Origin of the sequence: Mesorhizobium sp. L2C066B000, from assembly GCF_000502335.1 — a bacterium.
GTDB lineage: Bacteria > Pseudomonadota > Alphaproteobacteria > Rhizobiales > Rhizobiaceae > Mesorhizobium.
In genome coordinates this window covers 57151-70638 of record NZ_AYWZ01000018.1, presented here as the reverse complement: position 1 = coordinate 70638, position 13488 = coordinate 57151, and the positions used below count along the sequence as shown (strand labels likewise).

9 protein-coding genes and 2 pseudogenes are annotated in these 13488 nt (G+C 65.4%); 5 read left to right on the top strand and 6 right to left on the bottom strand.

The window, feature by feature from the left end:
* Nucleotides 1-25 precede the first annotated feature (25 nt).
* The 5 genes from trpB to X733_RS01000000166630 all read left to right on the top strand — a co-directional run bounded on the left by trpB (nt 26) and on the right by X733_RS01000000166630 (nt 4972).
* Complete coding sequence (trpB, locus tag X733_RS139985) at nt 26-1276, top strand: tryptophan synthase subunit beta (RefSeq protein ID WP_023819900.1); 1251 nt, start codon at nt 26-28, stop codon at nt 1274-1276.
* A gap of 2 nt (nt 1277-1278) precedes the next feature.
* Nucleotides 1279-2118, top strand: coding sequence for a tryptophan synthase subunit alpha (gene trpA, locus X733_RS139990; protein ID WP_023819899.1), 840 nt, complete (start codon nt 1279-1281; stop codon nt 2116-2118).
* Between the two features lie 100 nt (nt 2119-2218).
* Nucleotides 2219-3145: an acetyl-CoA carboxylase, carboxyltransferase subunit beta gene (accD, locus tag X733_RS139995; protein ID WP_023687437.1), complete on the top strand. Its 927-nt coding sequence runs from the start codon at nt 2219-2221 to the stop codon at nt 3143-3145.
* A 62-nt stretch (nt 3146-3207) separates the two neighbouring features.
* Nucleotides 3208-4533 carry a folylpolyglutamate synthase/dihydrofolate synthase family protein gene (locus X733_RS140000; RefSeq protein WP_023819898.1) on the top strand — a complete coding sequence of 442 codons (1326 nt, stop codon included), beginning with the start codon at nt 3208-3210 and terminating at the stop codon, nt 4531-4533.
* Between the two features lie 97 nt (nt 4534-4630).
* Entirely contained in the window at nt 4631-4972 is a 342-nt protein-coding gene (locus tag X733_RS01000000166630) for a VOC family protein (protein ID WP_245274514.1), read from the top strand.
* Between the two features lie 22 nt (nt 4973-4994).
* On the opposite strand, the pseudogene X733_RS1000000168655 reads toward X733_RS01000000166630, so the two are convergent.
* From X733_RS1000000168655 to X733_RS140020, 6 genes and pseudogenes are all read right to left on the bottom strand, one after another.
* Nucleotides 4995-5241, bottom strand: a pseudogene (locus X733_RS1000000168655) (plasmid stabilization protein).
* A 72-nt stretch (nt 5242-5313) separates the two neighbouring features.
* The gene (locus tag X733_RS140005; protein WP_023819897.1) at nt 5314-5595 is read right to left on the bottom strand and encodes a cupin domain-containing protein; all 282 of its coding nucleotides are present in this window, start codon (nt 5593-5595) and stop codon (nt 5314-5316) included.
* Between the two features lie 134 nt (nt 5596-5729).
* Nucleotides 5730-6053 carry a thioredoxin gene (gene trxA, locus X733_RS140010; protein ID WP_023672297.1) on the bottom strand — a complete coding sequence of 108 codons (324 nt, stop codon included), beginning with the start codon at nt 6051-6053 and terminating at the stop codon, nt 5730-5732.
* A 73-nt stretch (nt 6054-6126) separates the two neighbouring features.
* A complete protein-coding gene (gene addA, locus X733_RS140015) occupies nt 6127-9648 on the bottom strand; it encodes a double-strand break repair helicase AddA (protein WP_023819896.1) in 3522 nt (1173 codons plus the stop codon).
* Nucleotides 9645-12780, bottom strand: a pseudogene (gene addB, locus X733_RS01000000166625) (double-strand break repair protein AddB). Before addB ends, addA begins: the two are co-directional and overlap by 4 nt.
* The gene (locus tag X733_RS140020) at nt 12777-13481 is read right to left on the bottom strand and encodes a nucleotidyltransferase family protein (protein WP_031193990.1); all 705 of its coding nucleotides are present in this window, start codon (nt 13479-13481) and stop codon (nt 12777-12779) included. Before X733_RS140020 ends, addB begins: the two are co-directional and overlap by 4 nt.
* Nucleotides 13482-13488 lie beyond the last annotated feature (7 nt).

Here is a 13488-nt window from a genome sequence, read left to right as displayed (position 1 = left end):
CAGAACCAAGACCAGGAGATCGGCGATGAACAAGCCGGCGACACCCAATTCCTTCCGCACGGGACCCGACGAACAGGGCATGTTCGGCATCTTCGGGGGCCGCTTCGTGGCCGAGACGCTGATGCCGCTGATCCTCGACCTCGAGCGGCACTGGAACGAGGTCAAGGACGATCCGGACTTCAAGGCTGAGTTGACCAACCTCTCGACCCACTATGCCGGGCGGCCGTCAAAGCTGTATTTCGCCGAAGGCCTGACCAAACATCTTCGTGAGGTTTCCTCGGCGAAGGGCCTCGGGGGCGGCGCCAAGGTCTATTTCAAGCGCGAGGACCTGAACCACACCGGTTCGCACAAGATCAACAACTGCCTCGGCCAGATCCTGCTGGCCAAGCGCATGGGCAAGAAGCGCATCATCGCCGAGACCGGCGCAGGTCAGCACGGCGTTGCCGCGGCCACGGTCGCGGCGCGCTTCGGCTTTCCCTGCGTCGTCTATATGGGCGCCACCGATGTCGCCCGCCAAAGCCCCAACGTGTTCCGCATGAAGCTGCTCGGCGCCGAAGTGCGGCCGGTGACCGCCGGTCACGGCACGCTGAAGGACGCCATGAACGAGGCGTTGCGCGACTGGGTCACCAATGTCGAGGACACCTATTACCTCATAGGCACCGCCGCCGGCCCACATCCCTATCCGGAGCTGGTGCGCGACTTCCAGTCGGTGATCGGCACCGAGGCGCGCGCCCAGATCCTCGAGCAGGAAGGCCGGCTACCCGACACCATCATCGCCGCCGTCGGCGGCGGTTCGAATGCCATCGGCCTGTTCCATCCCTTCCTCGACGACAAGGAAGTCCGCATCATCGGCATCGAAGCAGGTGGCCGCGGCCTCGACGGCATCGAGCATTGCGCCTCGATGAACGCCGGCGCGCCCGGCGTGCTGCATGGCAACCGCACCTATCTGCTGCAGAATGCCGACGGCCAGATCCTGGACGGCCATTCGATCTCGGCCGGCCTCGATTATCCCGGCGTCGGCCCCGAACATTCCTGGCTGCGCGACAGCGGCCGCGTCGAATATGTGCCGATCCTCGACGACGAGGCGCTGGAAGCCTTCAAGCTGACGACGCGCGTCGAAGGCATCATCCCGGCGCTGGAATCCGCCCACGCCATCGCGCATGCGGTGAAGATCGTGCCTGATATGGACAAGGACCAGATCGTCATCGTCAACCTGTCGGGACGCGGCGACAAGGATGTGCACACAGTGGCCTCGATGCTGGGCATGGAGATCTGATCATGGTGACCCGCATCGACCGCCGCATGGCAAAACTGAAAGCCGAGGGCCGCCCGGCGCTCGTCACCTATTTCATGAGCGGCGACCCCGACTATGACACCGCTTTGTCGATCATGAAGGCGCTGCCCAAGGCCGGCGCCGACATCATTGAAATGGGCATGCCGTTTTCCGATCCGATGGCCGATGGACCGGCGATCCAGGCCGCTGGCCTGCGGGCGCTGAAAGGTGGCCAGACCCTGGTCAAGACGCTGCAGACGGCGGCTGATTTCCGCGCCACCGACAATGAAACGCCGATCGTGCTGATGGGCTATTACAACCCGATCTACATCTACGGCGTCGATCGCTTCCTCAAGGACGCCATCGCCAGCGGCATTGACGGGCTGATCGTCGTCGACCTGCCACCGGAGATGGACGAAGAACTCTGCATTCCGGCGCTGAAGGCCGGCATCAACTTCATCCGCCTGGCAACGCCGACCACCGACGACAAGCGCCTGCCCAAGGTGCTGCAGAATACGTCGGGCTTCGTCTATTACGTGTCGATGACCGGCATCACCGGCTCGGCTTTGGCCGACACCGGCAAGGTTGCCGCCGCGGTCAAGCGCATCAAGGGCCACACCAACTTGCCAGTCTGCGTCGGCTTCGGCGTCAAGACCGCCGAGCAGGCGCGCATTATCGGCGCCAATGCCGATGGCGTCGTCGTCGGCACCGCGATCGTCAACGCGGTCGCCAATGTGTTGGGACCGAAGGGCGAGAAGACCGCCGACCCGGCCGAGGCCGTCGCCACCCTGGTCAGCGGACTGTCTCAGGGCGTGCGTTCGGCCCGCCTTGCTGCTGCCGAATAGTTTCCCTACTTAGGCCTTGTGCAAGTCGTTATCCCAAAACCGGTTCCACTTTTGGGCGACATGCACGAGCCAACTCTTCGTCAGGACAGGAGCCGAAGCGATGAACTGGATCACCAATTACGTTCGCCCGAGGATCAATTCGATGCTCGGCCGGCGCACCGACATGCCCGAGAATCTCTGGATCAAGGATCCCGAGACCGGCGAGATGGTGTTTCACAAGGACCTGGAATCCAACCAGTTCGTCATCCCGTCATCGGGCCATCACATGAAGATTTCGGCCAAGGAACGGCTGAAATTCTTCCTCGACGACGGCAAATACGAGCAGCTTGAGAACCCCAAGGTCATGCAGGACCCGCTCAAGTTCCGCGACGAGAAGCGCTACACCGACCGCTTGAAGGACGCCAAGGCCAAGACCGGCCTGGAAGACGCCATCATCAATGCGCTGGGCACGGTCGAGGGCCTGCCGGTTGTAGTGACGGTGCAGGATTTCGCCTTCATGGGCGGCTCGCTCGGCATGGCCGCGGGTGACGCCATTGTGCACGGTTTCGAGGTCGCCTTGCAGCGCAAGCGGCCGCTGATCCTGTTTGCCGCCTCCGGCGGCGCGCGTATGCAGGAAGGCATCTTGTCGCTGATGCAGTTGCCGCGCACCACGATCGGCGTCGATCGGCTGAAGGAAGCCGGCCTCCCATACATCGTCGTCTTGACCAACCCGACCACCGGCGGCGTCACCGCCTCCTACGCCATGCTGGGCGACGTGCATATCGCCGAGCCCGGCGCGCTGATCGGCTTCGCCGGCCCGCGCGTCATCGAGCAGACTATCCGGGAGAAACTGCCGGACGGTTTCCAGCGCTCCGAATATCTGATGGAGCACGGCATGGTCGACATGGTGGTGTCGCGGCTGGAACTGCGCGAGACGATTTCACGGCTGTTGAAAATCCTGCTCAAACTGCCGCAGGAGCAAAAGCCGCTGGAGCCGGAAATCCTGCCGCCGTCGGTCATCCCGACGGAAGCCCGCCCGCAGGCCTGACGCGACATTTCTGGCCGCAAACCGCGATTGCGTGCACCTGCGCGCATGCGTAGGATTCGCTCATGACAACGCTTGCCGCAGATCGTGAAATCGAAGCCCTGATGGCGCTGCATCCGAAAGGCTTCGACCTTTCGCTCGACCGCATCACAAGGCTGCTCGAACGCCTCGGCAATCCGCAGGAGCGGCTGCCGCCGGTCATCCATATCGCCGGCACCAACGGTAAGGGCTCGTGCGCGGCCTTTTCGCGCGCGCTGCTCGAAGCCGGCGGCCACCTTGTCCATGTCCACACTTCGCCGCATCTGGTGAACTGGGCCGAGCGCTACCGACTGGCGGCCGAGGGCGGCGGCCGGCTGGTCGACGACGAGACCTTCGCCGAGGCTATTGCCCGCGTCGCCCGGGCCAATGCCGGCCAGAAGATCACCGTCTTCGAGATCCTCACCGCTGTCACCTTCGTGCTGTTTTCCGAGCATCCGGCCGCCGCTGCCATCATCGAGGTCGGCCTTGGCGGCCGCTTCGACGCCACCAATGTCGTTGCCCGGCCGGCGGTGTCGGTGATCATGCCGGTGTCGATGGATCACGAAGCCTATCTCGGCGACCGGGTCGAACTGATCGCCGCCGAAAAGGCCGGCATCATGAAGCGCGGCTGCCCGGTGGTCATCGGCGCGCAGGAGAGCGAGACGGCGCTGCAAGTGCTGATCGAAACCGCCGAGCGGCTGGATTGCCCGACCTTCGTCTACGGCCAGGATTTTCTCGCCTTCGAGGAGAACGGCCGCATGGTCTATCAGGACGAGGACGGCCTGATGGACCTGCCGCCGCCGCGCCTGCCCGGGCGCCACCAGTTCGCCAATGCGGCGGCGGCGATTGCCGCGGTCAAGGCCGCCGGCTTCGAGATCAGCCATCGCGCCGCTGAAAAGGCGATGGCAAAAGTCGCATGGCCGGGCCGCATGCAGAAATTGGCACAGGGCCGGCTGGCGGACCTCGCTCCCAAGGGCGCCGACATCTGGCTCGATGGCGGTCACAATCCGGGCGCCGGCGTGGTGGTGGCGGAAGCCTTGGCCGAGCAGGAGGAAAAGAACCCGCGGCCGCTGTTTTTGATTGCCGGCATGATCAACACCAAGGACCAGAGCGGCTACTTCCACGCCTTCAAGGGCCTGGCACGGCATGTCTACACCGTGCCGGTGAGCATGAGCGATGCCGGCGTGCCGAATGACGAGCTGGCGGTGCGGGCGACCGAAGCCGGCCTCACGGCCGAACCGGTCAGTTCCGTCGCCAGTGCGCTGATGCTGCTGCGCGACACCTGGGACGGGCCGGCGCCACGCATCCTGATCGGCGGGTCGTTATATCTCGCCGGCGCGGTGCTGGCCGAAAACGGCACGCCGCCAACCTGAAGCCATTTCACTGCGAGGAGCCCATCATGATCAAGGTCAAGCAACTCGCCCATGTCTGCATCTTCGCGCATAGGCGACGCGAAGCTTCTACCGCGACGTGCTTGGCCTCGACACGCAGTTCAATTTCCTGCGCGACGACAAGGTCTTCGGCTTCTACCTCAATTGCGGCGGCCGCAGCCATGTCGAGGTGTTCCAGAAGGACGGCACTGCATACAGCGAGCAGAACCAGATCAACCATTTCTGCCTGGAAGTCGAAGATCTCGACGCGGCGATCGCCCATATCAAATCGAAGAGCATCGATGTTACCGCCAAGAAGCATGCCTGCGAAGACACTTTTCAGGCCTGGATCCGAGATCCCAACGGCGTGAAGATCGAGCTGTTCGAATACACCGCCAAAAGCGCGCAATTCGCCGGCGGCGACCGCATCGCCGACTGGTGAGCTGTGTTGGTGTCGACGAGGATCAAAGCTCCGGCCCTGTATGGACCTTGCGGCTTTTCCGGATGATTTCTTCCAGATCGATATCCGCGCCACTGCTTGCCGTCAGGCGGGAGTAGAAGGTGGACGCGGTTCTCGCCCCGCCTCCCGAATCTCATAGGATTCAAGCGCGCGTTCGACGATATCCGCTATCGAGCGGTTTTCGCGATGAGCAAGACGATGCGCAAGATCTCGTGCTTTTGCGCGCGGACGGAAAGCCGGGGTTCGGCCATTTCAAAATACCTTCGAGAAAATATATCCCCCATTTAGGACGAGCCATCAAGATGGCAGAGGATGGCAAGCCATCACCTTAGCTCGATCTCGATGAAGGCGTATTCGCCGTCATTGGCGCTGACGACGTCGTGTTCGACGCCCTCCTTTCGGAAATAGGGCGCACCCTTCTTCATCTCGGCAAAACTCTCGCCCTCCTTGGTCACCAGCTTCACCTTGCCGTCCATCAGCGGCACCACGACATAGTCGTGGCCGTGGCGATGCCAGCCGGTGTTGTCGCCGGGCTGGAACCGATACTCGGTGACGATGACGCGCTCATTGTCGATGAAGACGGTGGCCTTGGCGGATCCGGTCATTCTGTCTCTCCCTGTCCTGCCTCAAGCAGACGACATGGAGTGCGCGCATGCGAGGGCCAGAGGCGGTCGGGCGATGGCGCCAAAGAAAAGCCCGGCGCGAGGGCCGGGCTTAGATATTAAAATTTCCTACAGGATCAGGCGAGACTGCCATTGATCCAATGCGACAGCGCGGTCTTCGGGGCGGCGCCGACCTTCATGTCGGCGACTTCGCCGCCCTTGAAGATCATCAGCGTCGGGATCGAGCGCACGCCGAACTGCGCGGCCAGCTCGGGGTTCTCGTCGATGTTCAGCTTGGCGATCTTGATCTTGTCGCCGAGCTCATTGGCGATCTCTTCCAGCGACGGACCGATCATCTTGCAGGGGCCGCACCATTCGGCCCAGAAATCCACGACGACGGGCTGCGAGGCGTTGAGCACATCGGCCTGGAAATTGCTCTTGTCGACCTTGACGGTGGCCATGCGAAAATCCTTTCGAAACTTATCTCGCACCAAATGTGGTGGTTGAGCTGCCCTTCTTCAAGCAGAACTTGTGTCACGCTCCCGTGAGTCGGGCAAGGGCGTCGTCCATCGCCTGCGCCGGGAGTTCGATCAGCCTCGGCGCCTCGGTGAACAGCAGTGCTGCCGTCACCGCGCGGCCGGGGTAAAGCGGCTGGAGCAGCGCGCGGTAGAGCGCCAGCTGCAGGACATAGGCCGGCGGCACCTGGGCCAGGCCTGCGGGCGCCGGCCGGTTGGTCTTGTAGTCGACGATCGATACGCGCTCGGGCGTCACCGCCAGCCGGTCGATCTTGCCCGAGATCGAGCGCAGTCTGCCTTTGACTTCGAGGCTGCCCATGACCGCGACTTCAGCGCGTGACGAGGGCGAAAACAGCCCGGCAAAGCGAGAATCTCCGAGGATCGCCATCACCGAGGCCAGCGCCTTGTTACGCTCGGCCTCGGGCCAGTCGGCGCCGGCTCGAATGAGATACTGCGCCGCCGCGCCTTGCCGTTCGTCTTCGGCAAAACCGGGCAGCATCTGCAGCAGCTTGTGCAGCGCCAGCCCGCGCATCACGGCAAAACCGGGCTCCGCTTCGCTGTCCAGCACCGGCGAACGCGTATCGACGACCGCCTCCTTGCCCTCGTCGATCAGCGCCGAAGCGCCAGAGGGCGATAGCGGGCGCGGCAGTTCTTCATAAGGCGGCAAAGGGCGAAACAGGTTTGCCGGCAAGAACGGCAAAAGCGATTGCGGCAGCCGCGCCTCGTCGGCGGCTGCCAGCGCCACCGGCGGCAGCTTGGTGATGACGAAGCGATGCACCGGCTCGCCGCTGGCGGGATGATGGCGCTCCGTGCTTTCCGGCGCGGCAAGCAGCGCGCGGCTGACAATCGAATGCCAGGTGCCGGTGCTCGGCGAACGCTTGCCGTGATAGCCGCAGACGATCAGCCGGTCCTCGGCGCGCGTCATGCCGACATAGAGCAGCCGGCGGTATTCGTCGTCGGCAAGCTCCCGCGCCCTGGCCGAGGCCGCCTTGGAGAAGCCGTTCGCGACATCGGCGGCCGAGCGCCAGAGATAGCCCTTGCCGTCGAAATTGCGGCCCGAAGCGTCGAACGGCATCAGCCGCGGCAGATGCTGGTCGCTGAACGGCGCCGACCCGCCATCGACCAGGAAGACAACAGGCGCTTCCAGGCCCTTGGCGGCGTGCACGGTCATCACGCGGACCTCGTCGCGCGTCTGGTCCATCTCGCGCTTGATCTCCGGACCGGTGTTTTCCAGCGTCGCCAGGAAAGCCTCCAGCCCCGGCAAGCCGGTGCGTTCTTCGGCCAGACAGAAGCTCAGGAACTCGTCGAGAATATCGCCGGCCTCCGGGCCGAGCCGGGCGATCATCTTCTTGCGCAGGCCGTCGCGCGCCAGCACCCCGGCGTAGAATTCGAACACCGGCCGGAACGCCGCCTCGTTGGCCCAGCCATCGAGCCGGGCAACGATAGCGGTCAGTGCGGTATTGTCGCCGGCATGCTGGCGTAGTGACGCGATCAGTGATGTTCCGGCTGGCCGTCCGGCGCCAAGCGTAAAAAGCGTCTGCTCCGACACGTCGAAGACCGGGCTGCGCAGCACGGCGGCGAGCGACAGGTCATCCTGCGGCTGGATGAGGAAATGGCCGAGTGCGATCAGGTCCTTGACCGCGATATGGCCGGGCAGGCTCAGCCGGTCGGCGCCGGCGACGGGAATATCGCGGTCCTTCAGCGCGCGCGACAGCGCATGGACGAAGCGGTCGCGCTTGCGCACCAGCACAAGAATGTCGCCGGCTCTCAGCCTGCGTCCCTTGCCCTCGATGATCTCGCGGTCCTTGAGCCATGCCTGGACGGTCGCCGCCACATGCTCGGCCACCCGCACCGCCGGCGCGCTGGCGTGGTTGACCGGCAGCGTCCAGTCGTCGGGTTCCTCGACGGCGTCGGCGCCGAGCGACGGCCAGACCTCGACATAGCCTGGCGCGTCGTTGCGGATCGCCTTGTGGTCGAGCGGATCGGGGTCGTGGCTGATGCCGCGCCGCACGCCCGGATCGGCAAAGACGCGGTCGACTGCGGCAAGCACGTCGTCGGTCGAACGGAACGACCAGGTCAGTTTCAGGTCGGCAAACGAAGCATTGGCTGCGTTCACGCGTCCGGAAAACAAGAGCCGGCTGTCGGCAAAGGAATCCGGTGCGGCACCCTGGAAGGAATAGATCGACTGCTTTTCGTCGCCGACGGCAAACACCGTGCGATTGGCCGTGCCGCGCTGGCCGTGGCCGGCAAAGAACTCCTCCGCCAGCCGCTTCACCACCTCCCATTGGTCGGGGCTGGTGTCCTGCGCCTCGTCGAGCAGGATGTGGTCGATGCCTTGGTCGAGCTTGTACTGCACCCAGGGGCCGGCATCCGGCCGCGCCAGAAGGTTGACCGTGCGGGTGATGAGGTCGTTGAAGTCTAGAAAGCCGCGGCCGCGCTTCAGGCGCTCGTAACGCACGATCAGCCAGTCGGCTATGGTCAACGCCGCGACCGTGCCTTCCAGCATTCGGAACAGCGCCAGCCGGTCGGAAACCTCTGATATCGCCTTGACGGCCGCCAGATAGCGCTCGGGAAGGTCGGGCAGCCGCTCGAGCAGCGCCTTCTTGAATGCCTTTGCCGGATCATAGGGCTCGCCATCGGCCTTGAGGAAGGCTTTGCCGAGCATCTGCAGCCGGCGGATTGGGTCCGTCTCGGCAAAGGCCAAGCGGGCATAGGGCAGGAGATTGTTGAGCACGGTGCGGGCGTCGGCGGCCTCGGCGGCACTGGCGAACACTGCAAAGAAGTCCGGCAGGAAACCCGGCAGCGGCCATACCGATGCCGCGATGTCTTCGGCGTTCTGCCCGGGGCGAAAATGGAATTCGTCGAACAGGGCCTGAAAGCCGCCGCCGTCGCGCCGGACCGCATCGATGAAGCCGCGTAAGCCGTCGCGCTTGCGCACGATTTCGGCGAGCAGCGCATCGAGTCCGTGTTCGCCGCCGCGCTCCAGCACGGTGGCAAAGGCCTCGGCCAGTCCGGTGTCTCCGGCTGACGTGCCCGAAATCATGTCGCGGCGGGCGCCAGCAAACAGCGAGGCCTCCATCTGCGGATCGAGCATTTCGAAATGCGCCGGGATGTTGGCCTCCAGCGGAAACTGGTGCAGCACCGATTCGCAGAAGGCGTGGATGGTCTGGATCTTCAGCCCGCCCGGCGTTTCCAGCGCTTCGGCAAACAGCCGGCGCGCCCGCCGCATCGTGTCGCGGTCGGGTCGACGGCCGTCCACCGCCTCAATCTTTGTGGCAAGCTCGGCATCGCCGAGCGCCGTCCATTCCGACAGGGTCGAGAACACGCGGTTCGACATGTTGGCGGCGGCCGCCCGCGTATAGGTCAGGCACAGGATCTTCGACGGATCGGTGCCGTTGAGCAGCAGCCGGATGACGCGCTGGGCCAGCACATGCGTCTTGCCCGATCCGGCATTGGCCGACACCCAGGCCGAGTTCTTCGGGTCGGAGGCGCGCGCTTGGCTGGCGGCGGTTTCGCTGGGGATGGGATAGGCTTTTTTCATGCCTCCCCCGCCTCGTCATCGCTGTCGCCGCCGGCCGACCATTCGAGCACGCGTGCCAGATGGTCGTAATCGCCATCGCTCTCGCCCTCGCGAAACGGCAGCGCCCGCGACAGGTAGCCGGTCGTTGGATCGGCATAATGGACCAGCAGCTTTTCCAGCCGCGCCCAGGCCTCCTCGGCGAGGTCTTCGGCGGTCCGGGGCTGGCGGTTGTAGTCAAGGATGGATTCCTCGAACACTTCGCCATTCGGCTTCAGCCGCACGAATGCGAGCTGGGAGGGCTCGCGCGCGCCAAGCCCCTTGAAGGCGCCGCGCCGGAGCAGCGCCCCTTCGAGCGCCAGCTGTGGCGCCAGCAGCGTGTGGGCCTGCGCCTTGGACGGGGACGAGCCGGTCTTGTAGTCGAGAATGTCGGCCATGCCACCGGCCAAAAGGTCGACGCGGTCGGCATAGCCGGACAGCGTCACGCCGGTGCGGCCGACGGCGGTCTTTTCGGCGCGCTCCTCGGCATGCCGCCGAGCGACGGCGGGAGCGCGGCCGCGCTCCCATTCGATGATGTTGGCGGCAAGCTTTTCGAAGCGCGGCCACCACACAGCCTCGACATCGGCGGGCAGGGCGATCTCGGCAAAGCAGGTCCGGCCGGCAGCGATGAGGCGTTCCAGAGCTTCGGGCGCGCGGGGATCCGCCACCTCTGTCGAGAACAGATGCAGGATGTGATGAAACAGCGTGCCGCGCTCGGCCGCGCCGGGGTCGCGGATCACCGGCTCGAGCGGCAGAAGGCTCAGAATACGCTTGGCATAGACTGCATAGGGGTCGCGGCGCAGCGTCTCGATCTCAGTGACCGAGAAATGCTGCGGCCGCATGCTCAGCGGCGGTTTCGGCTGCGGTCGCGGCGCGAAATGCTGCCGCTCGCCGGCATCGAGCGCGCGCGCCCAGGCAAGCAATTCGTCGCCGCGCCCGCGCAATGCGGCCGCCGGATCCTTGCCGATGAAGGTGAGGATGCGCTGCAGCCAGCGCGACGGCACCGCCGGTGCGTCGCCGGCTCGGGCGGAGCGCGTCAGCACCACCTTTTTCGCCCCCATCGCCATCTGGAAGTCGTGGGCGGCAANCGGCAAGGCCGATACGGCGCTCCGGCGGCTCGAGATCGATGCCGGTCTTCATCAACCGCGACATGAAGCGATCGCTTTCCGGCTTGCGTGGCCACACGCCCTCGTTCAGCCCGCCAATGACCAGCGTGTCGACATTCTGCAGCCGCGCTTCCAGCGCCCCCCAAATGGCGATGTTGCGGTCGGTGCCTTGCCCGGGCTTGACCGTTTCCGGTGCTACCAGCGCGTCCATCACATCAGGCCATTCGTCGGCCGGGAAGTCGAACGACGCCGAGGCCGCGACCACACCGCGCAGCAGCTCGGCGAGTTTCTCGCCGGCGTCGCCGGCATAAAATTCAGCCAGGCTGCCCTCCGCCGTGCGGCCGAGATTTTCCAGCGCGGCGACGCTCGCTCTGGTCAACGCGACAAGATCGGCATTCTCTTCACCGCGAAAGGCGGTCAGGGGCGCCAGTGCCGTCACAAGCCGGCTCAGCATATCGCGGGCATCGTCGATGCCGCGCACGCTCAGGCGCGAAAACCAGAAGGGCTGGCGCTTGTCCCCGCTCAGCCCGGCGAGACGCTCCTCGAACAGTGCTGGCAAGGCGGCGATGTCGGGGCGTCCGGTGCCGCCGCGCAGCGCCACGAGTTCGATGAGCTCGGCGGCATGGCGCACGCCGGTGCGCTCAAGTCCGAGCCCGAGCAGCGGATGCTTGAGCAGCGACAAAAGGCCGACGGGATCGCCGGGCCGGAATACCGCTTGAAGTGTGAGCCGCAGCAGGCTGGCTGCAGGCGTGTTGGCGAGCGGCGTGCCGCCGGAATCGTCAGCGATCACACCGAAGCGCAACAGCTCGGCCGAGACGCGCCGCGCCAGCCCGCGGTCGCCGGTAACGAGCGCTGCCCTGTGCCCCGGCTGTTCCACGGCGGTTTTCAGCGCGATGGCGATCGCCGCCGCCTCGTCGCGTTCGCTGGCGGCTTCGACCAGCGTCACGTCGGCGAAGGCCTCGGCGATGTCTACGGCGTTGAAGCATATGCGGGTCTCGGCCCATAATTCCGTGGTCTCGGCCGGCCGCAGCGCCTCGCCGACAAGGGCCGCGCGGAGCGCCAGTGCGGGCTCGGCGGAGACCACTTCCTCGACATCGCCACGCAGCACGCCAATCTTGCCGATCAGCTTGGCCATGCCGTATTGCGGGTGGCCAAGCAGCGCACCGGGCGCCCCAATCGCGGCAAAAGACGGTTCGTCCAGCATCCCATCGAGCCCGGGCAGCACCACGGCGCCGTTGGGCAGGCTGGCGACCGTGGCAAGCAGTTCGGCCGTGGCGGGAATAGAGCCCGTCGAGCCGGCGGCGATCACCGGGCCTTTGGGCGGGTTGCGTTCCAGCCGCTTCGCCTCGCGCCGGATCAGCGCATTGCGGTGCGCGGCCGGGTTGGAGCGGTCGCGCTCCTCCAGCAATTTCGGCCAGGCCTCGGTGACGATACGGAGGAAATCGAGCGTCACAAGCCACCATCCGGCAAGATTGCCGGTGACCAGATCGGCAAGCCTGGTCCAGTCCGTGCCTTCGGTTTCGATCTCGTCCATCAGCCGGGCGAGGTCACGCGCTAGCCAGATCGCATCGGCGGCGGAGGCCGGCACGACGATCTCTTCGTTGAACATATCAAGGACATGCGCCGGCAAGGTGCGCTTCCAGGCCCGCACCAGCGGCGCCAGCAGCAGCAGGCGTTCGATGGCTGCGATCGGCGGCGCCATTTCAAGCTCGGTCGGCGTGCCGGCGTCGAAGGCGGCTTCGTCCTCGTCGAACTCTCCGAGCGGGCGGATGACCGGCAGGATCGCCGAACGGCGGCTCCCTCCCGGTCCCGAAAGCGCGTCGACAAAAGCGCCGCGCAGCGCACGGGCCGCGCGCCGTGTCGGCACATAGATGGTGACATCAGCCAGCGCCAGCGGATCGCCGTCGAACCGGAAGCCGGGCACCAGCCGTCCGGCCAGCAAGGCCTCGGCCAGAGTCGGCAGGAATGGCGCTCCGGGCGGGATCGAAAGAACGCGGCGCGCGCCGCTCATACCACCTTCGCGAGAGCGTCGGCGACCGCCGCTTCCGCCTGCGGAATGGCGTCGGGAGTGCCGACGGTGATCCAGCTTCCGCGCATCTGCATGCCGAACAGACGGCCAGAGGCGATTGCCTTGTCGAAATGGGTGTTGAGCGAATGCGCCCCGGCCGGCGCATCCCTGAAGATGGCGGGATTGACGATTGCCGCTCCGGCATAGATCAACCCGGCCGGATCGCCTTTCGAGCGCCGCAGGCCGCCATCCGGCGCCATCAGGAAATCCGTGCCGACACCGTGTCCGGTGGCCGAGTCGAGATCGGTAAGCATCAGCAGAATATCCATTTTCGCGCCGTCCCATGCAAGGGCAAGGCGCTCGAGGCTGGGCTGGCCGCTGTCGATCCAGAACGTATCGGCGTTGATGATGTAGAAGGGGTCGCTGCCCAGCAGCGGCAATGCCTTGACGATGCCACCCGCCGAATTCAGCAGTGCGTCGCGCTCGTCGGAAATGACGATCTTTGGCGCCCGCCTGTGGGCGATATGGGCGACGATCTGGTCCGGCAGATAGTGCACGTTGACGATGGCTTTCTCGACGCCGGCCGCTTCGAGACTGTCCAGCCCCCAGTCGAGCAAGGTCCTGCCGGCGATCCGCACCAGCGGCTTCGGCATGGTGTCGGTGATCGGCCGCATGCGCTTGCCAAGACCAGCCGCCAGCACCATCGCTGTG